This is a genomic window from Mesorhizobium sp. B4-1-3, from assembly GCF_006439355.1.
Lineage (GTDB): Bacteria > Pseudomonadota > Alphaproteobacteria > Rhizobiales > Rhizobiaceae > Mesorhizobium.
Genome location: NZ_VFTG01000023.1, coordinates 1 through 24,838, shown reverse-complemented (window position 1 = coordinate 24,838; position 24,838 = coordinate 1). Strand labels below are relative to the sequence as shown.

The following is a 24,838-nucleotide window of genomic DNA, read 5'->3' as shown; positions in this document are numbered from 1 at the left end:
TGGGCGTAGGCATTTAGGGCGCACCAAGCCTGTCAGTGCCGCAGCTATACATCGCGAAGGTTTCATCATTGGAGAGCAACCAACCCGTAGCCGCGACCGGGGCTCATTCGTTCGTCAGGCCTTCGAGCGGCCGCGAGGCGGTGCCTTTCCCGAGAGCTCGATCCAGACCGGCGCGTGATCGCTGCTCTTTTCCCAGCCGCGTACCTCGACGTCGACCTGGGCGTCGATCAGCCGCTTCCTGAGCGACGGGCTCACGAGAAGGTGGTCGATGCGCAGGCCTGCGTTGCGGCCGAAGGCGTTGCGGAAATAATCCCAGAACGTGTAGATCTTCTCACCGGGATGACGCACGCGCAGTGCGTCGATCCAGCCTTGTTCGAGCAGCGTCGCGTAGGCGGCGCGCGCCTCGGGCGCGAACAGCGCATCATCCAGCCAACGCTCGGGCTTATAGACATCGAGTTCGGTCGGCATGACGTTGAAATCGCCCGCCAGCACCACCGGCTGTTTGGACGCGACGAGTTCGGCTGCGTGGTCGATGAGGCGGTCGAACCAACGCAGCTTATAGTCGAATTTCGGGCCGGGCCTTGGATTGCCATTCGGAAGATAAAGGCATCCGATCAGGATGCCGTTGACTGCTGCTTCGATGTAGCGGCTATGGCTGTCGTCGGGGTCGCCGGGGAGGCCGCGCCGCGTTTCGTGGATGTTGCCGACCCGGCTCAGGATCGCGACGCCGTTCCAGCTTTTCTGGCCGTGCCAGATCACGTCATAGCCGAGGTCGCGGATTGGCACTTCCGGGAACTTCTCCTGCGGCGCCTTGAGTTCCTGCAGACAGGCAATGTCCGGCGCTGCCTCTTTAAGCCAGCGCAGCAGCACCGGCAGGCGGCCGTTGACGCCGTTGACGTTGTAGGTGGCGATCCTCATGGCTTCATGAGGTCCGGCAGGAACTGATCGGCCCTGCCCCAGTCCGCGAGGGCCCTCGATGCGGCGCGCTTCTTCAATTCGGGCGCGTCGCCGACATGGAAATGCGAGGGCGCATCGATCGTCTTCATCTCCGCCCAGGTGACAGGTGCTGCGACCGGGGCACCCGGCCGCGACCTGGCGCTATAAGGCATGATTGCCGTGGCGCCGCGCTGGTTGCGCAGATAGTCGACGAAGATCCGCCCCTTGCGTTTGGCCTTCGACATCACCGCCGTGAAGTGGCTGGGGTCGGTCTGCGCGACCGCCTGAGCAAGCCCGGAGGCGAAGGCCTTTACCTCGGGCCATTCGGCTTGCGGCGCGAGCGGGGCGATCACATGTACGCCCTTGCCGCCCGTCAGCATCGGGAAGGAGGTCAACCCAATGGATTTCAGAATATCCCGGAACTGGAATGCGGCAGCGCGGACCGCCTCGAAATCCAGTGCCTCGTCGGGGTCGAGGTCGAACACAAGGCGGTCGGCCTTCTCGACGTCTTCGATGCGCGCTCCCCATCCATGGAATTCGACCGTTCCCATCTGGACACAGGTTAAAAGCCCCTCGGCATCGTCGATGCAAAGGTAGGGCTCCTCATGGCCATCCTTTTCCGTGATCCCGACGTGATGGACCTTGTCGCCGAAGCTGCCGGCGTCATGCTTCTGGAAAAAGCATTTCTTGGCGCGCCCCTGCGGGCAGCGGACCAGGCTGATCGGCCTGCTGCCGGCCCAGGGAAGCATGATCGCGGCAACGTCGGAATAATAATCGGCAAGCTGTCCCTTGGTGATGTTGGATTCGGGGTAGATGACGCGGGCGCGATTGCTGATCGCGACCGCGTTTGTCGCCGGCGGCGGCAGGGTCGCTGTGCGGTGTTCCGTCTCGAGCACAACCGCTTCCGGCTTCTTGTCTTCGCGCAGGCCGAGATAGCTTGGATGGCGCAGTGTTCCTTCATTGGTCATCTCGGTGAAGGCGATCTCGGCGACAAGCCTGGGACGCAGCCAGTGCGCGCCGCGGACCTCGGCGCGCGGTGCTTCGACCGTGGCGGCCTTCTGCTCGAGCGGCGCCATGGTCTTCATCAGCCGGGCCATCCCGGCGGCATCGAAACCGGTCCCGACCTTGCCGGCATAGCGCAGCTTTCCGCCGTCATGGATGCCGAGGATCAGCGATCGAAACGCGCGATCCTTGTCTGACGGCGTCCAGCCGACAAGCACGAATTCCTGACGCTTGACGCACTTGATCTTCAGCCAGCTTCCATCGCGGGCGCCGACATAGTCCGAATCCGCCAGCTTCGAGATCACCCCCTCGAGGCCGGCGTCGCAGAAGCGGTTCAGCAACTCTTCCCCGCGGCCCTGGATGTGATCGGAGTAGCGAAGTATGGGGCTCTTTGCCGGCAGGATCGTCTCCAGTTTCTCCTTTCGCTCCAGGAGCGGCAGCCTGGTCAGGTCTTCCCCGTCGAGCTGGAGCAGGTCGAAGGCATAAAAATCGATGCTCGCGGGGGCGCCCTTCAATGCGTTCTGCAGCGCCTGGAAGCTGGATCGACCCTCCGTGTCCATGACAACCGCCTCTCCGTCGATCAGGGCGGAGCGAACCTTGAGCTTGCGGGCCTCCGCCAAAATGGACGGAAAACGGCCGGACCAGTCCAGGCCAGAGCGCGTGTAGGCGCGCGCCTCGCCACCGCCCACGGCGACGAGAATGCGGTAGCCATCGTATTTCATCTCGTGGATCCAGCGGTCGCCAGGGGGAACCGTGTCCACCAGTTTTGCAAGCTGGACCGGCCGGAACGTGGGCGGCGCGAGTTCGGCTGCGCCGCGCGAGACTGGCTTGGCAAGGGGAGTTGCAGATCCTTTGGTTGTGGGCCGACGCAAAGCTGACTTGCTCACCTGACCTCACTCAAACACAACCCAACCGCCCGATGCGCCATTCGCAATCCGCAGCCTATTTCTTCAGTTTCTCCGCGGCGGCATTGAGCTTGTCGCGGTCGTTGCCGACCTGCTTGATCAGGGCTTCGGCCTGCTCTCTGCTGATACCGTGCTTGCGGGCGAAATAGTTGATCTCATAGCCTTCGCCTCCAGAGATCTGTCGACGGTCTGCGGCGCCTCGCTTCGATTTATTGTCCGCCATTATCGTCTCCCCTGTTCCATAGCTGCGCTGTCAAGACGTGGACCTGTAACGCTCTGGTGCGATTTGCGATCCTGAGCCGGCGAGAAATTCGGCGTTTCACCTGAAATCCCGCGTCTTGACCTTGATGTTGTCGATGTGGAGGTCGGGTATGTAGATGTCGCGGCTGCGCAGCCCCTTAGGCGGCAGCTCGCGCGGATCGGGGCCCGAGCCGCCATTGCGCACCTGGTCGCCGCGGGCGTGCGGCACGGGAAAGCTGCCCTCGCGTTCGCCGACGCTGGCGAGCTCGGCTGATAGATCGCTGATCTTGCGAACCACGAGGTGGACCACTTCGCCCTCACGCCGGATGCGGCCCCTTGCCGCGACCATGCCTGCCGACAGAACGGTGCGCCGGTGCTGCTCGAACACTTTGGCCCAAACGACCAGATTCGCGATGCCGGTCTCGTCCTCAAGGGTGATGAACATCACGCCCTTGGCCGAGCCCGGGCGCTGGCGGACGAGCACTATGCCTGCCGCTTCCAGCCATTGGCCGTCGCGAGCCTCCATCGCCTCGGCGCAAGAAACGATGCGGCGACGGCGAAGATCTTCGCGCAGGAAAGAGATCGGATGGCTGCGCAGCGTCAGGCCGATATGGCGGTAGTCCTCCACGACCTCGCCGCCGGCCGTCATCGGCCGAAGCGTCACCGCCGGTTCGTTGATCTCGGGCACCAACTCGGGCTCACGGGCCGATGCGGCCGCGAACAGGGGCAGGGGCTCGTCGCGCAGCGCCTTGATCGCCCACAGCGCCTCGCGCCGCGCCAGACCAAGTGCTGGCCGGAACGCGTCCGCCTCGGCGAGCTGGACGAGTGCTGCCTGCGGCACGCCAGCGCGGCGCCACAGATCGTCGACGCTGGCGAACGGCTGGTCGGCGCGCTTAGCGACGATCATGCTTGCATGGGCATTTGCCAGACCGCGCACCATGCGCAACCCCAGCCGTACAGCGAAGTGTCCGTCACCGGAAACAGGCTCGAGCGTGCAGTCCCAGCGCGAGGCGTTGACGCAGGCCGGCCGGATCTCGATCCCGTGCGCGGCGGCGTCGCGTACGATCTGCGCCGGCGCGTAGAAGCCCATCGGCTGGCTGTTCAACAGCGCCGCACAAAAGACGTCGGGGTGCCAGCATTTGAGCCAGGCCGAGGCATAGGCGATCAGCGCGAAGGAGGCGGCGTGGCTCTCGGGAAAACCGTAGGAGCCGAAGCCTTCGAGTTGCTTGAAGGTCTGCTCGGCGAAGGCGCGCTCGTAGCCGTTGTCGACCATCCCGTCGATCAGTTTCGCCTTGAAGGACGAGACGCCGCCGCTGAACTTGAAGGTGGCCATCGACTTGCGAAGCATGTCCGCTTCGCCCGGTGTGAAGCCGGCGCATTCGATGGCAACCCGCATCGCCTGCTCCTGGAACAGCGGCACGCCGAGCGTCTTGCCGAGCACTTTCTCGAGCTCGGGCCTTGGGTAATGCACCGGCTCGATGCCTTCCCGGCGGCGCAGATAGGGATGGACCATGTCGCCCTGGATCGGCCCTGGGCGCACGATCGCGACCTGCACCACGAGATCGTAAAAAGTCCTTGGCTTCAGCCGCGGCAGCATCGACATCTGTGCCCGGCTCTCGATCTGGAAAGTGCCGAGCGTATCGGCTTTCCTGATCATGGCGTAGGTGCGCGGATCCTCCGCCGGGATGGTGGCAATGTCGAGGCGTATGTCCTTGCAGTCGGCGAGGAGATCGAGGCCCTTCTTCATGCAGGTCAGCATGCCGAGCGCCAGCACGTCGACCTTCATGAATCTGAGCGCGTCGATATCGTCCTTGTCCCATTCGATCACCTGCCGGTCCTTCATGCTCGCCGGTTCGATGGGCACCAGATCGTCGAGACGGTCACGGGTGAGCACGAAGCCGCCCGGGTGCTGGCTGAGGTGACGCGGCGCGCCCATCAACTGACGCGCGAGGTCCAGCGTCAGTCGCAGGCGGCGATCGGCGAGGTTGAGATTGAGTTCCTCGACATGCCGCTGTTCGACGCCCTCCTCGGACCAGCCCCAGACCTGGCCGGAGAGCGTGCGGATGAGATCCTCCGGCAGGCCGAGCGCCTTGCCGACATCGCGCAGCGCGCCCTTGGTGCGGTAGCGCACCACCGTCGAGCACAATGCTGCGTGGTCGCGTCCATAGGTGTCGAACACCCACTGCATGACGATCTCGCGCCGCTCATGCTCGAAATCGACGTCGATGTCGGGCGGCTCTCGGCGCTCCTCGGAGACGAAACGCTCGAACAACAGATCGTTGCGCCCGGGATCGATCGAGGTGATGCCCAGCACGTAGCAGACTGCCGAATTGGCGGCGGAGCCGCGGCCCTGGCAAAGGATGTCCTTCGAGCGCGCGAAACGCACGATCGAATTCACGGTCAGGAAATAGGGTGCGTAGCCAAGCTTCTCGATCAGCCGCAATTCGTGGCGCAGCGAGCGGGCGACGCTGTCCGGCACGCCTTCCGGGTAGCGCGTCGCGGCGCCCTGCCATGTCAGCTTTTCGAGCGCCTGATGCGGTGTCAGCGAAGGATCGTCGCGCTCCTCCGGATATTGGTAGGCAAGCTCGTCGAGAGAGAACCGGCAGCGGTCGGCAATCTCGGTCGTGCGCGCCAGCGCTTCCGGGTAGCGTGCAAAAAGCCGGTGCATTTCCCGCGGCGGCTTTAGGTGACGGTCGGCATGCCGCTCGCGGCGCTCGCCAAGCGCGTCGATGGTGACGTTGTGCCTGATTGCGGTGACGACGTCCTGCAGGATCCGGCGGCCCGGCTCATGGAAGAGCACGTCGTTGGTGACGACGCTCGGCACTTTCATCCTGAGGGCAAGCGCGGCCAGGTCGTGGATGCGAAGCTGGTCGTTGGGCCGGCGCCTGAGCGTCAGCGCCATATAGGCGCGATCGTCGAATGCCTTTCGCAGATGCCTGAGGCGCAGCGCCAGCGTCTCATCGGCCAGATCGGGCAGGAGCACCGCGATCAGACCTTCGCCATAGGCGACGACATCGCTCCAATCGAGATGGCATTTTCCCTTGCCGGCGCGTCCCTTGCCGAGCGAGAGCAGCCGGCACAGCCGGGAATAGGCGTCGCGGTCGGTCGGGTAGGCGAGCAGCCACATGCCGTCGGTGAGGTCGAGGCGGCAACCCACGATGAGACGCACCCCGGTTGTCCTGGCAGCCTCGTGGGCGCGCACAATGCCGGCGAGGCTGTTGCGGTCGACAACGGCGAGCGCCTCGATACCGAGAAGTGCCGCCTGCGAAAACAGCTCCTCGGCCGAGGAGGCGCCGCGCAGGAAGCTGAAATGCGAGGTGACCTGCAGCTCGGCATAACGGACGCCGTTCATCCGAACACCCCATGCAGGAACCACCGGTGCGAGCCCGTCGCCGCATCCTCGCCGTCGCCAGCGCGATAGAGCCAATAGCGTTCGCCGGCGTCGTCCTCGACCCGGAAATAATCGCGCACCGCCACGAGCTCGGCGTCGCGTTTCCACCATTCGCCGAAGACCCGCTCCGGGCCGTCCGCGCGCTTCACGCGCCGGCCCACCCCGCGCCAGGTGAAGGACACCGGTGGATGGTCGGGCAACAGCGCCACCGTCTCGATCGGGTCCGGCTGCGGAAGCAGGCGCGCCGGCCGTGGCCAGTGGCCGGGCCAGCCCGCGCCGGTATCGGCCGCCATCGCCGGGATCTTGCTTACCGAACGCTCCGGCACGTCGCTGGCGACAGGCGCAAGCCGGTAGACGGCGCGCTTGCCGACCCGGTTTACCAGCGTATCGATGAGATCGGACACGTCGGGCACGGTCTCCTCGGCGAGGGAACTCACGGCCTGGCTGCGCTCCAGGGGTTCGGCCGATGTCGCGGCCAGGATCATCATCTCGATGCCGAAGCCGGGCGCGATGGTCTCGACCTTGTCGCAAAGCAGCCGGGTCAGCCGCTTGGCGTCCCGGACGGGCATCGCCATGCCGACACGGACCGCCTCGGCCTGGCTGTCGACGCGATGGCAGATGAGATCGAGCCGGCGCGCGCCGAGGCCGCGCTGCTCCATTATCTTGCAGAGCTGGGCGACGAGCTTGCCGATGTAGCGCGCTATTGTCTCGGCCGCGCCGATCGGCTCGGCGAAGGCTCGGCGGATTTCGACGATATCAGGCGGGCGCACCGGATCGATAGGCTCGGCAGTGTTGCCAAGAGCCTGATCGATGCGGCGGCCGATCTCCGGGCCGAAGCGCAGGGCAAGCGGCGCGCGCGGCTGTCTCAGGAGATCGCCGATCCGTTGGAAGCCGAGCCTGCGCAGTTCGGCCGCCGTCGAAGGCGCGATCCGCAGCGCCTCGAGCGCCAGCGGTTCCACAATGGATGGGCCGTGGCCAGCCGGCGCGATGCGGATAAGTTGGCCGCCATACCGGGCAAGAGCATGCGCCGCGCCCCAGCTGTCCGCGATTGCCGCGCGGGCGATGATGCCGGACATCGCCAGACGCCCGACCATGCCCTCCAGCATGGCGGCCTCGCCGCCATGGAGATGGTCGGCGCCTGTCGTGTCGATGACGATCCCGTCGGGCGGATCGGGCGCGACGATCGGTGCAAATCGAAGCATCCAGACGGCGAGCCGCTCGAGCGCCTCGGCGTCCGCTTCTGGATCAGCGTCCTGGATCGCAAGGCTCGGCACCAGCACCTGCGCCTTCGTCACGGGCATGCCGGGCCGCAAGCCTGCGGCGAGTGCTGCGGCATCGGCCGCGAGCACCACGCGCCTATTCTTGTCGCGGCCGATCAGGACGAGCGGGACCTCAGCCGGTGGCGCTGCGTTGCCGGCCTTGCGCCGCGCCTTGTCGGTCGGCCAGGTCGGCAGGAACAGCGAGACGACCCGTGCCATCGCACGCCTCCAATTCGAAATCGGCACTTTCACCCGCGCGGGCGCGGATCAATTCGACGAGCCATCGGTGCCGGCCGACGCCGGGCACGGGCAGCGGCGCCGAGGGCAGGACCGAGATGCGCCAGCGGGTCATGGCTGCCGTCGGCTGGCCGAAATCGGCCGCCTCCGATTGCCGCCGCCATCTTCGCAGCGCGATCCCGATCGTGTGGGCTTCTTCGGCGGCAAGCTGCAGCCGCCGCGAGGCCGTCATGGTCAGTCGCGCGACTTCACCGACGACCGCGCCCAAACCGCCATGCCGGATGCCTTCTTCCATGCAGGCGAGGATCGTCTTGTCGTCGCCGGCCTCGACATAGATGACGCGGTCCGGCTTCAGGCCTGCCTGCGCCAGCGCCGGCGCGAACAGGTCAGGCCGGGTAATGCACCACAAGACCTTGCCGCGCGTGCGTGCGGCCACACCGCCCGCGAACAGCGCCGCGGCCGCGCCATCGATCGCGCCGTTTCCGCCGCCCGCGATTTCATGCAGCGCGCCGAGCGCCAGTCCGCCACCCGGGAGTCGCGCATCCAGCTCGGCGACCCCGAAAGGAAGCACCGATCTGGCGCGCCGGCTCCGGCCCTCGATCTTTTCGATTCGTGCGCGCAAGTCGTCTATGGCGGGCTCCGGCCGCAAGATGGTCGTTGACCTCCATGAAAGCGTATATAAGCATGTTCTCTATTTGTTCAGGATCAAGCGGTGAGAGTCAAGTGCGCCTGGTCGTGCTCAGTTCCCTTCAGAATGTGAAGCGAAGCCGGCTTTGGGCCGACATCAGCCATGGAGTCAGGGATCAGCCGATAGCTGAAAGCGGACCTCGCGGTGACGAACGGCAAACGGCGGTTGCACAGGTGCTGGTTGAGATCGGCCCCTCCGAGTACGCCGCCGAGCGGCAGACCTCCGTCACGCCCTCACCGCGCTAGTTGGACATTAAGCGTGGTCTGTCAAAGCCGGCTCAATCGTCGAAATCAAATGTCAATGGGAGCTCGGCTATTCAAAGGCAAAATCGGTGCCGCTCCGTGAGTTCCTTTGAAGTCGCTTCCAGCTCCCTCTCAAGCCGTTCGGCGTTCCACTTCAGCGCGGCCGCTGCCGTGTCGGCAATTTGTGCAAGGCTGCTGCGATTGAGCCGGCCCGTGATCGCCAGCGCCGTTCGTCGCATGACGATGTCTGCTAGGTGGATGACACGTTCGTTGCGCGCCAGCCAATCAATTTCCGCCTGCGTGTATTCGAATGAGTCGGCGAGCGGTTGCGCCTGCCGTTGAGCTTCGTGCGCTAGAATGACACGGGCCGTCGTTCCGTAGCGGTCGAGCATTGCTTCCGCGCGGGCCGGCGACGCGCCTGTCTCAGCTGTGACCACGGAGATCCAGCGGGCATGCGCGGCTGCATCGGCCGGAAAGTCGCGGCCACCGCCGATGGCGAGGCTTTGCGTGCTCACCCGCCTGGGCTGGCCAAGCCTGGACAAGAGCATGTCCGCCACCTCCTCGGCGAAACCGCGGAAGGTCGTCCACTTGCCACCTACCAATGAGATGATCGGCCAGGTCCGGTCGCCCTCGCTTTCCATGACGGGCGCCGAGTGGTCACGGCTGATCAGGCCCGGCGCAGTGCCGTCCGATGCCGGCAGCGGGCGGATGCCGGAATAGGCATAGACGATCTGCTCGCGCTCAAAGGCAAGGCCGGGCAGGAGCTCGCGCAAGCTTGCCAGGAAATAGTCGATTTCATCATCCTCGCAGCGTACCGCGTCGGGATCGGCGGCGCGGGTGTCGGTCGAGCCGACCAGTGCCCGGCCGAGATAGTCGAACACCAGGCATATGCGGCCGTCATTGGCCTCGAAATAGATCATGCGGCCGTTCAGCGCCTGCAGCAGCTCGGGATGGTCGAGCACGATGTGCGAGCCCTTGGTGCCGCCGATCAGCCGAGACGGCGCGCCGAGCGCCGCGTTGACATGGTCGATCCATGGCCCAGCCGCATTGACGACGATGCGTGGCCGGAAGCCCAACTCGCCGCCGTCGGGCAGTGCGAAGCGCACAACGCTGCCGTCGCTGCCCAGCAGCTGCGCGTAGTTGAGAGCCATAGATTGAGGGCTGGCCCTGACGCCATCCTGGAGAAGTTCAAGCACCAGCCGCTCGGGATGACGGACGGTGGCGTCATAATAGGTGCCGGCGGCGACGATGCCCGGTGTCAAAGGCGGGATCTCGCTCAGCGCCCGCGCCTTCGACCACATGCTGTGCCGGGGCATGACGCGGCGCCGGGCGCCGTAGAAGTCATACATGGCAAGGCCGATCTTGATCAGCAGTGCGCCACGGCTGCGCGGCGCGGTCGTGCTGCCGAAAAGGGTGCGCAGCGCGGCTCCGATGCCGGTCAACCAGGAAAAGATCGGGATGACGGTCGGCAGCGGGCGCACGGCGTGCGGGGCATTGCGCAGCAAAAGGTTGCGCTCCAGCGTCGATTGCGCGACGAGGCCCAGCTCACCCGTTTCGAGATATTTGATGCCGCCATGGATCAGCCGCGACGGCGCAGCGCTGGTGCCGGAACCGAAATCAGCCTTGTCGACGATCGCGACCTTGAGACCCTGTTCGCACAGATCGCGAAACAGGCCGGCGCCGTTGATGCCGGCGCCGATGATGAGGACATCGACATCGCGTGTCGTCCCGGTCATTGCACCGGCACGATCTTGAGATTGACCCCGGCCGCCTTCAGGTTGCCGGCGACCTCTTCGGGAAGGCCGTCGTCGCTGAGCACCAGGTCGAAGTCCGTGAGGTCCGCAAACAGGTGCAGCGCTAACTTGCCGAACTTGGAGGAATCGATGAGCAGCACGCTGCGCGCGGCCGCCGCGGCCATCGCCTGCTTCACGCGCACCACCTGCGGGTCCTGGATCAGCGTCGCCGTCTTGTCGATCGCCGAAGCGGAACAGAGGAGCAGATTGACCCTGATCTTCTGCAGCGCGTTCTCGCAAATATGGCCAATGAAGGCATTGTAGGTCGGATGGTATTCGCCGCCGAGCAGGATCAGCTTCAGCTCGTCCTTGTCCGCCAGTTGCTCCGCCAGCGACAGGCTGTTGGTGACGACAGTCAGCGGCGCGATCCGCGGCAGGAGCGGGCCGAGCGCGTTGGCGGTGGTCGAATCGTCGAGCAACACGACTTGACCCGGCTCGATCTCGGCCAGGGCCGCGCGGGCAAGCGCCCGCTTGGCCGCCGCCGCATGCGTCTCGCGGAAACGGAAGAGGCTTTCATAGACGCCGGACGGCTGCGCGCTCACCGCGCCGTGCAGCTTGCGCAGCACACCCTGGCGCGCCAGCTCGTCGACGTGGCGATGGATGGTCATGCGCGAGACGCCGAATGCCGTCACGAGCTCGTCGATGCGCGCCTCGCCATGCTGGATGACATAGTCGGCAATGTCCTGCCGGCGATTGTCCGCGTTCATCGCTCCCCCCCTTCCGCCAGCGCTTCGATCGACGGCCAGGCTTGCGCCAGGCGGTCAGCGATGTCGCAGTGCAGCCGGTAGCGCTTGTCCATGGCGGCGCTGCGCTCGGGGGAGGGCCGGTAGGTGCGGCCAAGCGCTGCGACGTCGCGCGGATCGTGCCGCGGCGAGGCGAACAGGCCGACGCCGGCGCCGGCACAGAGCGCAGCACCCCATGCGGCGGCTTCTTCGGTCTCGGTCACCGTGATCGGCATGCCGAGCACATCGGCAAAGATCTGCGCGAAGACAGGGTTGCGGGAAATCCCGCCGGTCAGCCGCGCCTCGCGCGGGGCAAAACCTTCGCGCAGCGCATCGACGTGGACGCGATGGTTGAAGGCTATGCCCTCGATCACCGCAAGCAGCATGTCGCCGCGGTCATGCCAGCCGCGCAGCCCGAGGAAGCCGGCGCTGGCGGCCGGGCCATGCGGCGAGCCGAACAGATAAGGATGGAAGAGCAGCGTCGAGGGCCGCGCCAACGCCGCCTCGATTTCCGGACCGACGATGGCATGGATCGAGCGTCCTTCGGTTTCGGCCGTCGCCCGCTCGGAACCGCACAGCGTGTCGAGAAACCAGTCGTAATTCGCCGCCGATGCGGGCGAGATCGACATGTTGTTCCATTCGCCGAGCTTCAAGCCGTTGCGGCAGAACCAGCGGGCGTCGATGCGCGGCGCGGTGGAGACCATCTCGTTGATCGAATAGGTGCCGGCAACGATGGCGACTACACCTTCGGCATAGCCGCCGATGCCGAGCGCCGAAGCGGTCACATCGTGCAGGCCGGCCACGACCGGGGTGCCGGCAAGCAGGCCAGTGGATCGGGCCGCCTGCGCCGTGACGGCCCCGACGATTTCGTCCGGCCGCGCCGCCGGCGGCAGCGCATCGCCGAGCGCTTCGAGACCGAAGATCGGCAGGATGTCCGGCGCGTAGGCCTGGCTGTCGACGGCTGTGAACGAGGTGCTGGCCTCGGTGAGGTCGGTGCCCAGGCTTCCCGTGAGGCAGAAGCGCAGCCAGTCCTTGCAAGCAAGCACATGGCCGATGCGGGCAAAGCGCTGCGGCTCGCGCTCGCGCATCCAGGCCAGCAGCGAAGATGGCGCCGAGGCGTGCGGCGTCTGGCCGGTCCGCGACAACGCCTTGGCGGCCGTACCGTCGGTCTGCCAGCGGGCGGCGACGTCTCCGGCCCGGCTGTCCAGCGACAGGATGCCGTGTCCGAGCGGCCGGCGGTCGCGACCCAGCATATAGAGCCCGTCGCCATGCGCGGTGGCGGCGACGGCAGCAATGTCCGAGCTCGGCCTGCCGCAGCCGGAGAGCGCTTCCGCGATCGCCTCGGCGGCGGCGCGCCACAGCTCGTCCATGTCGCGCTCGACATGACGCGGCTCGGAGATGATCTGCGGCAAGCGACGGCGGGCCGCGGCCAGCGGCGCGCCGGCCTCGTCGAAAACGACCGCCTTGGTGACGGTCAGGCCGCTATCGATCCCCAGCAGACAGGCCATGCGTTCCTCGCCATGCACGTCGCGTGCATCTCCTGAGGTTCTCGCATAGCATCATGTGAAATTAACATCAACGGATGTTACAATCAGGCGACTGTAACATCTTCTTGTCGCGCGGCGGCGATGACGACCGTCATGCCGCCAGCCTTCATCTCCTCGATCTGCCGGGGTGGGGTTCCGTCGTCGACGATGATGACGTCGAACTCGTTCAGCGCGCACATGGCATGTAGCGCCCGGCGCTCGAATTTGGTGTGATCGGCCAGCAGGATACACATGGCGGCGCTGTCGAGCATGGCGCGCTTGGTCTCGACCATTTCTGGCGACTGGTGGAACACCATGCCATCGGTGATGGCCGACATTGACATGAAGACGCGATCGGCCCGCAGCCGCCGGATCTCCGTGACCGTCACCGGCCCCATGAAGGCATTGCACCAGTTGTAGAACTGGCCGCCGAGCCCGAGCAGCGTCAGGTCGCGCGTGTCCTTGAGCGCGTTCATCAGGGTGATGGAATTGGTGATCGCCGTCAGCGGCACGCGCGCGGCAAGGTGCGGGACGAGCTGCAGTACGGTGGTGGAATCGTCGAAAAAGACCGCCTGGCCAGGTTCCAGGAAGGCCGCGGCTGCCTGCGCGATCGCGCGCTTCTCCGCCGCCTGGCGCGACGAGCGGTAGGCATCGCTCGATTCGATGAGGCTGGTCGGGGCGGCTGAGACGATGCCGCGCGTCTTGCGCAGCAATCCCTTCTCGACCAGTTCATCCAAATCGCGATGCGCGGTCATCAGGCTGATGCCGAAGCGCTCGGTGAGATCCTCGATGCGCATCGTGCCCTCGGCCATGACGGCCTCGGCAATCATCCGGCGGCGCGCCAGCTGGCGCGCGTGGCGGCTGTCGGCGGGCACCTGTTCCCCGGCAAGGGCCTTCAAGGCCTGCTCGGGCCGAATCTCGCGATCTGTCATCCAAGCCTCTCCTGCCGATGCCATTCGCATATCTGGCGCCGATGGCAAGCGGGCACCTCTAGGGCGGGCAGGGTTTTGCGCATCGAATGCCTTTGCGCGGCATGAAAAAGGGCGCGCAACGCCGCGCGCCCCAGTCCGGAGGTTCACTGGGAGAGCGTGAACGGCCCGGTGTACTTGTCGACATTGTCCTTGGTGATCAGGGCGCAGTCGAAAAGCTGCTTCTCGGAGGCAGCACCTGTGGAGCCGGTCTTGATGAACTTGTCGGCCTGCTTCACGGCTTCGGCCGAGAAGACCGCCACCGGCTGCAGCACCGTGTACTGCATCTCGCCCGACTTGACGGCGGCGACCGCGTCCGGCGAGCCGTCGAAGCCGCCGACCTTCACCTGGGAGAGCTTGCCGGCTTCTTTCAGCGCCGCTATGGCGCCGAGGGCCATCTCGTCATTGCCGGAAATGACGCCGACGATGTCGGGATGGGCCTGCAGCAGCGACTGCATTTTCTGGTAGCCCTGGGTGCGGTCCCAGTTGGCCACTTCCTTGCCGACCTTCTTGAGATCCGGATACTGGGTGAGCACGGTTTCGTAGCCGTTCGAGCGCGTCGCCGCGTTGTTGTCGGCCGGATTGCCGAACAGCTCGACATAGTTGCCCTTGTCACCGATCGCCTCGACCCACTGCTGCGCGCCGATCGCGGCGCCCTGGGCGTTGTTGGAGACAAGCTGCGCCTTGGCGAGACCGTCCTGGTTGATCTCGGCGTTGACCAGGAAGACTGGGATGTTGGCGGCGATTGCCTTCTTGACCGCGCCGATCGAACCGTCGGCATTGGCTGGGTCGAGGATGATTGCCACCGACTTGTTGGTGATGGCGGTGTCGATCATCGTGCTTTCGGTATTGGTGTCGCCCTTGTGGGCGCTGACATTGGCGGTGTAGCCGAGGCTCTCGGCCGTGGCCTTGGCGACTTGGCCTTCGGTGAGCCAATAGGGATTGGCCGGATCGGTCACGATGATGCTGATCAAGCCGGCCGCCCAGGATTGGCTTGCCATCAACGGCAGCGCCGCGGCGGCGACCAACAGGATCCTTCTGGTCTTATCGATCATTTCTCTCACTCCCTCTACAGATTGCGGTTTCGGATTGCGGTTGCCGATTTGTCTCGGCCTTCTTTCCGGCACAGTCTCCTTGCGGTCCCGGAGAAGCTCTTGGGCGGGGCGCGGCGTCACTGTCGGATGCCGCGGGCCCCGTATTGGATGGTGTTCATGAGCACTGCGAGCACGATGACGGCGCCGGTGAAGACGGTCTGCCAATAGGAAGACACGCCGATGATGACGAGGCCGTCCGAAAGAAAGCCGATGACGAAGGCACCAAGCATGGTGCCGCGCACCGTGCCGCGGCCGCCGGTCAGCGCGGCGCCTCCGATGACGACCGCCGCGATCGCGGTCAGCTCGTAGGTGGTGCCGGCGGTCGGCCCGGCCGACGTCAACTGCGAAGAGAGCACCAGGCCGGCGATGGCCGACAGGATTCCGGAGAGTGTGTAAACCGTGATCTTGACCCGCTTGACAGGCACGCCCGACAGATCGGCTGCGTTCTCGTTGCCGCCCGCGGCATAGAGCCAGCGGCCGAAGGAGGAGCGGCTGAGCATCAGCCCGGTCAGCACGGCGAGGGCGGCCAGGACCAGCACACTGATCGGCACCCCGAATAGCCGGTTGAAGCCCAGCCAGTCGAAACCGGTGTTGCCGAGCTCCGGCCGGCCGGCGAGGTTGTTGTAAGTGAGGCCGTTGGTCTGCAGCAGCGCGATGCCGCGCGCCATGTACATGACGCCCAGCGTGGTGACGAAGGCGGGCACCCTGAACCAGGCGATGAGGATGCCGTTGAGCGCGCCGAGCAAGGCGCCGAGCGCGCAGGTCAGCACGACCACCGCCCATACAGGTGGAAACAGGATGACACCGAGCGGCGTCAGTTTGACACCCTGCATCAGCGCGCCGGCAACCACGCCGCACAGCGCCAGGATCGAGCCCACCGACAGGTCGATGCCGCCACTCAGGATCACCACCAGCATGCCGATCGCCAGGATCCCGTAGATGGCGACATGCGAAGACATGATCAGCAGGTTTGAGACGGTGAGGTAGTTCGGCGACAGAAACGAGAAGACGATGATGATGGCGATCAGCGCGAAGAAGGCGCGGCCCTTCAGCAAGAGCTTGATAGGGCTGATTGTCGTCCCCCTCACGGCCGCGGCCGGGGAAGAGATGCCATTGGCGCTCGGCTGCGTCATTATTCTTTCCCCGTGCTCCGCTCAGGCCGCCATGGCCTCGCCCGAGGCGGCCATGATCTTTTCCTTGGTGATGTCCGATGTGAACTCGGCCGAGATCCGCCCGCGCCGCATGATGATAATGCGGTGGGCTATCGACAGGCATTCGTTGACTTCCGATGTCGTGAACACGACGGCCTGCCCGGCCGCCGCGTGGTGAGCCAGAATCCGGAACACCTCGGCCTTGGCGCCGATATCGATGCCGCGGCTGGGTTCATCCAGCAGGATGACCTTAGGATCGGTGGCGAGCATCTTGCCGATGACCACCTTCTGCTGGTTACCGCCGGACAGCGACCCGATCGGCACGTCCGGTCCATCGGTCTTGACCGTCACGTCCCGGATCGATTTCTGGACCAGCGCCCGCTCGAGCTTGACTGAGGTGAAGATCCCGCGCGTGAATTCCATGATCGAGGCGAGCGAAAGATTCTGCCCGACCGACATCGTCTGGACGAGACCGTAGCGCTGGCGATCCTCGGGCACGAGCGCAAGGCCGCGGGAGATGCGCTCGCCGATGGGGAGGTGGGAAATCTCTTTGCCCTCGAGCACGATCTCGCCGGACGTCGCACTCAGCTTGCCGGCGACGGTCTCGAGCAGTTCCGTCCTGCCGGCCCCCATCAGGCCATAGATGCAGACGATCTCGCCGGCCCTGACGTCGAGCGACATGCGATCGACGACGTTGTAGCCGCCGCCGGCCGGATCCGGCACGGTCAGTTCGCGGATCGAGAGCATGACCGGACCGAAATCATGGCCGGTCGGCGGACTGCCCAGATCATAGTTCTCGCCGACCATGTTGCGCACGATCCATTCGAGGTCGATATCGGCGCGCGGCGCGTAGGCGGTCATGTTGCCGTCCCGCAGCACCACGGCATGATCTGTGATCTGCAGCGCCTCCTCCAGATGATGCGAGATGTAGACGATCGACACACCCTTGGCGGTCAGGTCGCGGATTACGCTGAAGAGCACCTCGACCTCGGTGGCGGAAAGCGCCGATGTCGGTTCGTCCATGATGAGGATACGGCTGTCGACCGAAAGCGCGCGGGCGATCTCGACGATCTGCTGCTGTCCGAGGCGCAGTTCCTCGACAGGGGTGAGTGGATCGATGTCCTCCTCGAGTTCCGCCAGCAGCCTGCGGACCTGGCGTTCCTCCTCGGCGTAGTTGACGCCGGTCGGGCCGGTGATCTCGCGCCCCATGAAGATGTTGTCGCGAACCGACAGATTGGGCGCGAGGCTAAGCTCCTGATGAATGATCGAGATGCCGTGGTTCCGCGCGTCGGTGGAGGAGGAGAACACGATGGGCTGGCCGTCGAGAACGATCTCGCCGGAGGTCGGCTGCACCACGCCGGAGAGGATCTTCATCAGCGTCGACTTGCCGGCGCCGTTCTCGCCGAACAGCGTCGTCACCTGACCGCGGTGGATGTCGAAATTGACGCCCTTCAGCGCCCTCACGCCGTTATAGGACTTGGCGATGTTGCGCGCCGCCAGAACCACTTCGCCGGCCGGCCGGGAGGTCGCGGCATCGCTCATTTGACGGTGACCTTCACCGGCGTGATCAGCCAGTTCTTAGGGTTGATGAGGCGGAAGACGCCGAAGATCTCCAGCGTCTTGCCGGAGAGGCCGGCGGTGTCGATAGCGTCGAGGGTCGCCTTCTTCATGGCGCGGTTGATGCCTGAGCCGGCGTCCTGGTATTCGATCTGGTTCTTGAACTTGCCGAAGACGATGTCACCCGTCGCATCGCGCAGATCGGTGCCGTTGATGGCCGGGCCGGCCTGCACCCGAATATGGATGTCGGCCGGTACGCCGTCGGCCTTGAGTTCGTAGACGCCGGATTTCGCTTCGCCCGCCACCGCCGTCAGCCTGATCGGGATGATCGCGCCCGTCGACGAGGCGGTTCCGTATTGCTTGGCGGCCGCGTTCTTGTCGGCCATCACCGCCGGTCCGAAGGTGGCGGCGTTGACGGCGTGCTCGACGACGAAGGCCTGGATGCGCGGGAACTCCTTTTCGCCGAACCGGTCGGGCGAAAACGCCTCCTGGCCGACGTCGGCAGACGATCCGATCCGGACCACCTTCGTGTCGAGCGCGATCGCGGCAAGGACCACGACGCCGAGACCGATCGCGATCGTGAGACTGCGGCGTGGCGCGGCCGGGGCCTTCGGGGTCGACATGGCATTCATCATTCAGAGCCTTGCCGGCAATCAAACGAGGCGGGCAGGGGCCGATGCAACGATGGGCGTGGATGCACGACGCAGGGCTGCCGCATGGTCGGGTCGCTTGCTTGCATCGATTTCCTCCACCCTTGACCGGCGATGCGGCGTCTTCCTCCCGCTGCATCGACGTCCATTCTAGGATCGTAATGTTATAATCGTGTTATCTTTTGCGTCAAGTATGGTAGATCCGAATTCCGCTTCGGTGCCGATGGTGAACCGTCGAAAGGGGGCTTTAGCCATACGATTTTCAAACCGGCATCTCTCGGAACAGCCTCGCGCATCGATTGATCCTATGGCCGATCATTGAGATGATCCATCTCGCAGGCACGGCAGAAACATGCTGCGGCGGCCAATTTATCGGAGATAAACAATTGATTTATATCGTTGTTGCGCACGCCGTACTGTGCTGCAGCGCAGGTTGAACACAAGCCTGAAGCATCCGGTCGCCCGTTTGTCCGCTTTCCCGTCCGCATGCCGGAGACGATGGAAGGCAGATCGTCGAGTTCCTCCTGACTGTTATAAGCGTAGCTGAAAAAATTTTCGTTGTCTGCAAAAAAAATCATGCATTGTGTTATTTCCGTGATAACTTAGAATGAACTGTGTAGGCGCCGTTACGGAGGAGTGCGCAACGGCCTATCTTTCGCCGCCACCCGTTCGCCGGTGGCTTCGGGCGGTAAAAATCAGGAGGAGACGGACATTGCCCTGTTGCCGATCCAGGCATGGTCGCATCGGAAGCGGAGAGATCCGTGGCCGGCGCTGACGTCATCATAGGTATCGATTCCGGCACGTCGGTGATCAAGGCGGTCGCCTTCGAGCTGAACGGCCGCCAGATCGCGTCCGCTTCGGTTCCGAACCGTTACGCGTCCGGCGCCGACGGTTCGGCCACGCAGTCGCTCTCCCAGACTTGGCGCGACTGCACCGCTGCGCTTCGAGGGCTCGGCGACAAGGTTGAAAACCTTGTGGCGCGCACCGCGGCGCTTGCGGTGACCGCGCAGGGCGACGGCACCTGGCTCGTCGGTCGGCAAGACACGCCGGTCGCCGACGCATGGCTGTGGCTCGATGCCCGCGCGGCGCCCACCGTCGAACGCTTGGCTGCCGGCCCGCTTAGCCGTGCCCGTTTCGAGGCGACGGGAACCGGGCTCAACACCTGCCAGCAAGGCAGTCAGATGGCCCATATGGACCGCCACGCGCCCGAGCTTCTCGACCGTGCCGAAGTGGCGCTGCACTGCAAGGACTGGCTCTATCTGAACCTGACCGGCGTGCGTGCCACCGATCCTTCGGAATCAAGTTTCACCTTCGGCAATTTCCGTACCCGCCGCTACGACGACGTCGTCATCGAGGCGCTAGGCCTTTCCGGCCGGCGCAAGCTGTTGCCCGAGATCATCGACGGCACCATGGTGACCCATCCGCTGACGGGAGCGGCAGCGGCCGAGACCGGACTGAAAGCCGGCACTCCCGTCAGCCTCGGTTATGTCGATATGGTCATGACCGCGCTCGGCGCCGGGGTCTGCGGCGGCGAGGGGGATGTCGCCTGCTCGATCGTGGGCTCGACCGGCGTCCACATGCGCGCCGTGCCGACGGGCGCCGTGCACCTCAACAAGGAGGGCTCTGGTTACGTCATCACCCTCCCGGTTCCGGATTTGGTGACGCAGGTCCAGACCAACATGGCGACCACGCTCAACATCGACTGGGTTCTCGGTCTTGCCGCGGATGTGCTGAAGGAATTCGGACAGGAGGCCGGTCATCGCGATCTGGTCGCCCGCATCGATCATTGGCTCGGCGACAGCCAGCCCGGCCAGATCGTCTATCACCCCTATATTTCGGAGGCGGGCGAGCGCGGGCCGTTCGTCAACGCCGACGCCCGCGCCGGCTTCGTTGGCCTGTCTGTCAACCATCGCTATCCGAGCTTGGTGCGTGCCGTCATTGAGGGACTGGGGCTTGCCATGCGCGACTGCTACGCTGCCATGGGCGACCTGCCATCGGAGCTGCGGCTGTCGGGCGGCGCGGCCCGCTCGCAAAGATTGCGCGGCATCCTGTCGGCGGCGGTTCACGCGCCGGTCCGCGTCTCATCGCGCGAGGAGGCGGGTGCCGCCGGCTGCGCGATGATGGCCGCGGTCGCCATCGGCGCCTATCCCGACATGGGCGCCTGCATCGCCGATTGGGTCACGCCGCTGCTCGGGCCCGCCGAGGCGCCCGATCCGGCGCTGATGAGCGCCTATGACGGGCTGTTTCCCGCATTCGGCGCGGCACGCCATGCCCTGGGGCCAGCCTGGGACATGCTCGCCGCCCAGCGCCGCAACACGGCTGCCGCCGAAACGCCGCAAGGAGCATAGGATGGGGCCTGAGCCGAAAACGGTCGACCTCTTCGTCATCGGCGGCGGCATCAACGGCGCCGGCATCGCGCGGGACGCAGCAGGCCGCGGCCTGTCGGTCGTGCTATGCGAAAAGGACGACCTTGCCGAGGGCACGTCCTCGCGCTCCGGCAAGCTCGTGCATGGCGGTCTGCGCTATCTCGAATATTACGAGTTCCGGCTGGTGCGCGAGGCGCTGATCGAGCGCGAGGTTCTACTCAAGGCCGCGCCCCATATCATCTGGCCGATGCGCTTCGTGCTGCCGCACAGCCCGCAGGATCGGCCGGCCTGGCTCGTGCGGCTCGGCCTGTTTCTTTACGACCACCTGGGCGGCCGAAAGCGGCTGCCCGGCACGCGCACGCTCGACCTCGAGCGCGATCCGGAAGGAACGCCGTTGCTCGACCAATATACGCGCGGCTTCGAGTATTCCGACTGCTGGGTGGACGATTCGCGGCTGGTGGTGCTCAACGCTGTCGGCGCCGCCGAACGCGGGGCCGAGGTGCTCACCCGCTCGCCTGCCGTCTCCGCCCGCTGTGAGAATGGCGCCTGGATGGTGACGACGAGAAACGCGATGACGGGGGAAACACGCGTCTTTCGCGCCCGCTGTCTCGTCAATGCCGCCGGTCCGTGGGTTTCGGATGTCATCGGCCGAGTCGCGGGATCGAACTCGTCGCGCAATGTGCGCCTGGTCAAAGGCAGCCACATCATCGTGCCAAAGTTCTGGCAGGGCGCCAATGCCTATCTGGTGCAGAACCATGACAAACGCGTCATCTTCATCAATCCCTACGAGGGGAACATGGCGCTGATCGGAACCACCGACATCGCCTATGACGGCCGCGCCGAGGACGTCAGGGCCGATGAGGCCGAAATCGACTATTTGCTGGCGGCGGTGAACCGCTATTTCAAGGAGAAGCTGCGGCGCCAGGACGTGCTCTACTCCTTCTCCGGCGTGCGGCCGCTGTTCGATGACGGCAAGGGCAATCCCTCCGCCGTGACGCGCGACTATGTCTTCGACCTCGACGAGAGCGGCGGCGCGCCGCTGCTCAACGTCTTCGGCGGCAAGATCACCACTTTCCGCGAATTGGCCGAGCGCGGTATGCACCGGCTGAAGCATATTTTCCCGAAGATGGGCGGGGACTGGACCGAGACCGCGCCGCTGCCCGGCGGCGAAATCCCTGACGCCGACTACGAGACCTTCGCCAACGGTCTGCGCGAGACCTATCCGTGGATGCCGCGCAATCTCGTCCATCACTATGGGCGGCTCTACGGTGCGCGCGCCAGGGACCTCGTCAAAGACGCGGCCGGCCTCGATGGCCTTGGACGTCATCACGGCGGCCTGCTCTACGAGGCGGAGGTGCGCTATCTCGTCGCCAGGGAATGGGCGCGCACGCCCGACGACATCCTGTTGCGGCGCACCAAGCACTACCTGCATCTCACCGAGGCCGAACGGGACGCCTTCGCCATGTGGTTTGACGCCGAGCACCTGGCCGAGGCCGCGTGAAATCCGATGCGACCTCGACCCGCAACCACGTTCCGGAGTCACGCGCCATGGCGCTGACACTTTCGCTGAACACTAACCCGTTGGTCAATCGCTTTGCCGAGCCGGACGACCTTATCGAGACGGTCGCCCGCGACCTCAGGCTGCGCGACCTGCAGCTGACCCACGAGTTCATCAATCCGAGCTGGCCAGCGCCCGTGATCCGGCGGCTGACCCGGCAGATGACGGCGGCCCTGCGGCGCACCGGCGTCCGCATCACCAGCGGCATGACCGGTCCGTACGGCCGGCTCAACCATTTCGGCCATCCCGACCGCGATGTTCGCCGATACTATGTCGACTGGTTCAAAACTTTCGCCGACATTACCGCCGACCTCGGCGGCGTTTGCATCGGCACCCAGTTCGCCATCTTCACCTTCAAGGATTATGACGATCCGGCCCGGCGCGAGGAACTGATCGGGATCGCCATCGACTGTTGGGCAGAGGTGGCGGAGCATGCCAAAGGTGCCGGGCTGCGATACGTCTTCTGGGAACCGATGAGCATCGGGCGCGAGTTCGGCCAGACGATCGCCGAATGCCTGAAGCTGCAGGACAGGCTGACCAAAGCCGAAATGGCGGTGCCGATGTGGATGATGGCGGACATCGACCACGGCGACGTGACCAGTGCCGATCCGGATGATTACGATCCCTATGCCTGGGCGCGCGCGGTGCCCAAAGTGTCGCCGATCATCCATATCAAACAAAGCCTTATGGACAAGGGTGGACACCGCCCCTTCACCGCCGCGTTCAACAGCAGGGGCCGCATCCAACCCAAGCCGCTGCTGCAGGCCTTGGCCGAAGGCGGCGCCGTCGAGAACGAGATCTGCCTGGAGCTGAGTTTCAAGGAGCGTGAGCCGGAGGATCGGCAGGTCATCGCTCAGATCGCCGAGAGCATAGCTTTCTGGGCGCCGCATATCGACACCGGCGTGCAAAGCCTGAATATCTGAGCTGGCTACCGATGACGCCCAAACGCGCGATAAAGGACTGCATGTTTTGACACGACCGGGTAAACTGGACGCGGAAGGGTCGCTCGCGATCCGCGCCGCCTGGCTGCACTATGCAGGCGGTCTCACTCAGGCCGAGGTGGCCAAGCGGCTCGGGTTGCCTTCGGTGAAGGCGCATCGTCTGATCGCCCGGGCGGTGGCCGACGGCGCGGTGAAAGTCTCGATCGACGGCGCTATCGTCGAATGCGTCCTGCTGGAGAACCAGCTCTGCGATCGGTTCGGACTGGATTTCTGCGAGGTTGCGCCGGATCTGGGCGAGGAAGGCTTGCCGCTGCGGGCGCTGGGGCTGGCGGGCGCCAGTTTCCTGCGTCGCGAGATGGAGCGCGGCGAAGACAGGGTCATCGGTATCGGGCATGGTCGCACGCTCGCCGCCGCGGTGCATCAGTTGCCGCGCTTCGACGCAGCCGGGGTCCGCTTCGTCTCGCTGCTCGGCGGCCTGACCCGCAACTATGCCGCCAATCCGCACGACGTCATGCACCGACTCGCCGAAAAGACCAGCGCACAGGCCTACGTCATGCCGGTCCCCTTTTTCGCCAATTCCGCAGACGACCGCGAAGTACTCCTGGCGCAGCGCGGCGTGCGGGAGATATTCGAAATGTCGAACCGGGCGGGACTGAAATTCGTCGGCATTGGCACGGCGGATGCCGGCGCCCAGCTTGTGGCGACCGGCATGATCGAGCCGCGTGAAATCTCCGAGATCACCGCTGTCGGTGGCGTCGGCGAAATGCTCGGACACTTTTTCGACAGGCGCGGCCGGGTGCTGGAGACAACCTTGACCGCCCGCACGCTCGCCGTCGAGCTGGACGGGCCAGCGGAAAGCCGCATCATCGCCATCGCCGGCGGCCCCGCAAAAATCGAGGCGGTCCGCGCGGTGCTGAAGAGCGCGCGGTTGAAGGGCCTTATCACCGACGAGCCGACGGCCCGGGCCCTGGTCGGCGCAACGGAGTAAACCATCATATGCCGCAGCCGAAGCAAGTCTGGATCGGGACCAGCTGGAAAATGAACAAGACGCTCGCGGAGGCGCGCGCCTTTGCCAGCGGGCTGCTTGGTGACCCGGAGGGTGACCCGCGTGTCCAGCGCTTCGTCATCCCGCCCTTCACGGCGGCGCGCGAGGTCAAGGCGATGCTGAAGGATACGTCGGTCAAGGTGGGGGCCCAGAACATGCACTGGGCTGACGAAGGCGCATGGACCGGCGAGATCTCGCCGGTGATGCTGAAGGACTGCAATCTGGATATCGTCGAGCTCGGCCATTCCGAGCGCCGCGAGCATTTCGGCGAGACCGACGAAACCGTTTGCCTCAAAACGGAAGCCGCGGTGCGCCACGACCTCATTCCGCTCATCTGCATTGGCGAGACATTGGCCGAGCGAGAGGCCGGTCTTGCCAGCGAGGTTCTCGCCAGGCAGGTGCGCGGCGCACTCTCCAAGCTCGGCGTCACGCAGAAGAGCGCGCCGATCCTTTTCGCCTACGAGCCGGTCTGGGCGATCGGTGCAAACGGCATTGCGGCCACTTCGGACTATGCCGACGCCCGCCAGGCGGAGATCGTCGCGGTAGCCGAGGACGTGCTCGGGCGAC

General features: G+C 65.3%; 20 protein-coding genes. 5 read left to right on the top strand and 15 right to left on the bottom strand.

The genetic code is table 11. The features are described 5' to 3' along the window. Positions 1-114 precede the first annotated feature (114 nt). The 15 genes from xth to FJW06_RS23355 form a co-directional block, all read right to left on the bottom strand. Entirely contained in the window at positions 115-918 is an 804-nt protein-coding gene (xth, locus tag FJW06_RS23425) for an exodeoxyribonuclease III (RefSeq protein ID WP_140754947.1), read from the bottom strand. Further along, entirely contained in the window at positions 915-2,825 is a 1,911-nt protein-coding gene (gene ligD, locus FJW06_RS23420; RefSeq protein WP_281404897.1) for a DNA ligase D, read from the bottom strand. Before ligD ends, xth begins: the two co-directional genes overlap by 4 nt. Positions 2,826-2,880: 55 nt before the next feature. Beyond that, complete coding sequence (locus FJW06_RS23415) at positions 2,881-3,066, bottom strand: DUF3606 domain-containing protein (RefSeq protein WP_140754943.1); 186 nt, start codon at positions 3,064-3,066, stop codon at positions 2,881-2,883. A gap of 96 nt (positions 3,067-3,162) precedes the next feature. Continuing rightward, the gene (locus tag FJW06_RS23410) at positions 3,163-6,435 is read right to left on the bottom strand and encodes an error-prone DNA polymerase (RefSeq protein WP_140754941.1); all 3,273 of its coding nucleotides are present in this window, start codon (positions 6,433-6,435) and stop codon (positions 3,163-3,165) included. Then, on the bottom strand, positions 6,432-7,952 hold the full coding sequence (locus FJW06_RS23405; protein ID WP_140754939.1) for a DUF6504 family protein: 1,521 nt from the start codon (positions 7,950-7,952) through the stop codon (positions 6,432-6,434). The genes FJW06_RS23410 and FJW06_RS23405 overlap by 4 nt, the downstream gene beginning before the upstream one ends. After that, positions 7,867-8,619, bottom strand: a complete 753-nt coding sequence (locus FJW06_RS23400; protein ID WP_140754937.1) for an ImuA family protein — start codon at positions 8,617-8,619, stop codon at positions 7,867-7,869. Before FJW06_RS23400 ends, FJW06_RS23405 begins: the two co-directional genes overlap by 86 nt. Positions 8,620-8,974: 355 nt before the next feature. Next, the gene (locus tag FJW06_RS23395) at positions 8,975-10,636 is read right to left on the bottom strand and encodes a glycerol-3-phosphate dehydrogenase/oxidase (RefSeq protein ID WP_140754935.1); all 1,662 of its coding nucleotides are present in this window, start codon (positions 10,634-10,636) and stop codon (positions 8,975-8,977) included. Beyond that, complete coding sequence (locus FJW06_RS23390; protein WP_140754933.1) at positions 10,633-11,400, bottom strand: DeoR/GlpR family DNA-binding transcription regulator; 768 nt, start codon at positions 11,398-11,400, stop codon at positions 10,633-10,635. Before FJW06_RS23390 ends, FJW06_RS23395 begins: the two co-directional genes overlap by 4 nt. Further along, positions 11,397-12,923: an FGGY-family carbohydrate kinase gene (locus FJW06_RS23385; protein ID WP_140754931.1), complete on the bottom strand. Its 1,527-nt coding sequence runs from the start codon at positions 12,921-12,923 to the stop codon at positions 11,397-11,399. Before FJW06_RS23385 ends, FJW06_RS23390 begins: the two co-directional genes overlap by 4 nt. An 83-nt stretch (positions 12,924-13,006) precedes the next feature. After that, positions 13,007-13,873, bottom strand: a complete 867-nt coding sequence (locus FJW06_RS23380; RefSeq protein WP_140754929.1) for a DeoR/GlpR family DNA-binding transcription regulator — start codon at positions 13,871-13,873, stop codon at positions 13,007-13,009. A 143-nt stretch (positions 13,874-14,016) separates the two neighbouring features. After that, a complete protein-coding gene (locus tag FJW06_RS23375; protein WP_140754927.1) occupies positions 14,017-14,964 on the bottom strand; it encodes a D-ribose ABC transporter substrate-binding protein in 948 nt (315 codons plus the stop codon). Between the two features lie 116 nt (positions 14,965-15,080). Then, on the bottom strand, positions 15,081-16,136 hold the full coding sequence (locus tag FJW06_RS23370) for an ABC transporter permease (protein WP_140754925.1): 1,056 nt from the start codon (positions 16,134-16,136) through the stop codon (positions 15,081-15,083). A gap of 21 nt (positions 16,137-16,157) precedes the next feature. Next, the gene (locus FJW06_RS23365) at positions 16,158-17,696 is read right to left on the bottom strand and encodes a sugar ABC transporter ATP-binding protein (protein WP_140754923.1); all 1,539 of its coding nucleotides are present in this window, start codon (positions 17,694-17,696) and stop codon (positions 16,158-16,160) included. After that, the gene (locus FJW06_RS23360) at positions 17,693-18,334 is read right to left on the bottom strand and encodes a DUF2291 domain-containing protein (protein ID WP_224716782.1); all 642 of its coding nucleotides are present in this window, start codon (positions 18,332-18,334) and stop codon (positions 17,693-17,695) included. Before FJW06_RS23360 ends, FJW06_RS23365 begins: the two co-directional genes overlap by 4 nt. Before the next feature lie 332 nt (positions 18,335-18,666). After that, the gene (locus FJW06_RS23355; RefSeq protein WP_140754921.1) at positions 18,667-18,939 is read right to left on the bottom strand and encodes a hypothetical protein; all 273 of its coding nucleotides are present in this window, start codon (positions 18,937-18,939) and stop codon (positions 18,667-18,669) included. A 183-nt stretch (positions 18,940-19,122) separates the two neighbouring features. On the opposite strand from FJW06_RS23355, the gene FJW06_RS23350 reads away from it, so the two are divergent. From FJW06_RS23350 to FJW06_RS23330, 5 genes are all read left to right on the top strand, one after another. Continuing rightward, complete coding sequence (locus tag FJW06_RS23350; protein ID WP_246674800.1) at positions 19,123-20,709, top strand: FGGY-family carbohydrate kinase; 1,587 nt, start codon at positions 19,123-19,125, stop codon at positions 20,707-20,709. 1 nt (position 20,710) lies between these two features. Continuing rightward, on the top strand, positions 20,711-22,228 hold the full coding sequence (locus tag FJW06_RS23345) for a glycerol-3-phosphate dehydrogenase (RefSeq protein WP_140754917.1): 1,518 nt from the start codon (positions 20,711-20,713) through the stop codon (positions 22,226-22,228). 47 nt (positions 22,229-22,275) lie between these two features. Continuing rightward, positions 22,276-23,208, top strand: coding sequence for a TIM barrel protein (locus tag FJW06_RS23340; RefSeq protein WP_140755043.1), 933 nt, complete (start codon positions 22,276-22,278; stop codon positions 23,206-23,208). Positions 23,209-23,272: 64 nt separating this feature from the next. Next, positions 23,273-24,214: a sugar-binding transcriptional regulator gene (locus FJW06_RS23335; RefSeq protein WP_140755041.1), complete on the top strand. Its 942-nt coding sequence runs from the start codon at positions 23,273-23,275 to the stop codon at positions 24,212-24,214. An 8-nt stretch (positions 24,215-24,222) separates the two neighbouring features. Beyond that, the coding region (locus tag FJW06_RS23330) for a triose-phosphate isomerase (protein WP_140754915.1) at positions 24,223-24,838 on the top strand (616 nt) is incomplete at its 3' end.

Excerpts from the sequence above, each read along its gene's own strand:
- FJW06_RS23380 (WP_140754929.1), bottom strand. The coding sequence starts at position 13,873 with ATGACAGATCGCGAGATTCGGCCCGAGCAGGCCTTGAAGGCCCTTGCC.
- FJW06_RS23410 (WP_140754941.1), bottom strand. The coding sequence starts at position 6,435 with ATGAACGGCGTCCGTTATGCCGAGCTGCAGGTCACCTCGCATTTCAGC.
- FJW06_RS23340 (WP_140755043.1), top strand. The coding sequence starts at position 22,276 with ATGGCGCTGACACTTTCGCTGAACACTAACCCGTTGGTCAATCGCTTT.
- FJW06_RS23385 (WP_140754931.1), bottom strand. The coding sequence starts at position 12,923 with ATGGCCTGTCTGCTGGGGATCGATAGCGGCCTGACCGTCACCAAGGCG.
- FJW06_RS23370 (WP_140754925.1), bottom strand. The coding sequence starts at position 16,136 with ATGACGCAGCCGAGCGCCAATGGCATCTCTTCCCCGGCCGCGGCCGTG.
- FJW06_RS23360 (WP_224716782.1), bottom strand. The coding sequence starts at position 18,334 with ATGTCGACCCCGAAGGCCCCGGCCGCGCCACGCCGCAGTCTCACGATC.
- FJW06_RS23345 (WP_140754917.1), top strand. The coding sequence starts at position 20,711 with ATGGGGCCTGAGCCGAAAACGGTCGACCTCTTCGTCATCGGCGGCGGC.
- FJW06_RS23415 (WP_140754943.1), bottom strand. The coding sequence starts at position 3,066 with ATGGCGGACAATAAATCGAAGCGAGGCGCCGCAGACCGTCGACAGATC.
- FJW06_RS23355 (WP_140754921.1), bottom strand. The coding sequence starts at position 18,939 with ATGATTTTTTTTGCAGACAACGAAAATTTTTTCAGCTACGCTTATAAC.
- xth (WP_140754947.1), bottom strand. The coding sequence starts at position 918 with ATGAGGATCGCCACCTACAACGTCAACGGCGTCAACGGCCGCCTGCCG.
- FJW06_RS23405 (WP_140754939.1), bottom strand. The coding sequence starts at position 7,952 with ATGGCACGGGTCGTCTCGCTGTTCCTGCCGACCTGGCCGACCGACAAG.
- FJW06_RS23375 (WP_140754927.1), bottom strand. The coding sequence starts at position 14,964 with ATGATCGATAAGACCAGAAGGATCCTGTTGGTCGCCGCCGCGGCGCTG.
- FJW06_RS23365 (WP_140754923.1), bottom strand. The coding sequence starts at position 17,696 with ATGAGCGATGCCGCGACCTCCCGGCCGGCCGGCGAAGTGGTTCTGGCG.
- FJW06_RS23395 (WP_140754935.1), bottom strand. The coding sequence starts at position 10,636 with ATGACCGGGACGACACGCGATGTCGATGTCCTCATCATCGGCGCCGGC.
- FJW06_RS23390 (WP_140754933.1), bottom strand. The coding sequence starts at position 11,400 with ATGAACGCGGACAATCGCCGGCAGGACATTGCCGACTATGTCATCCAG.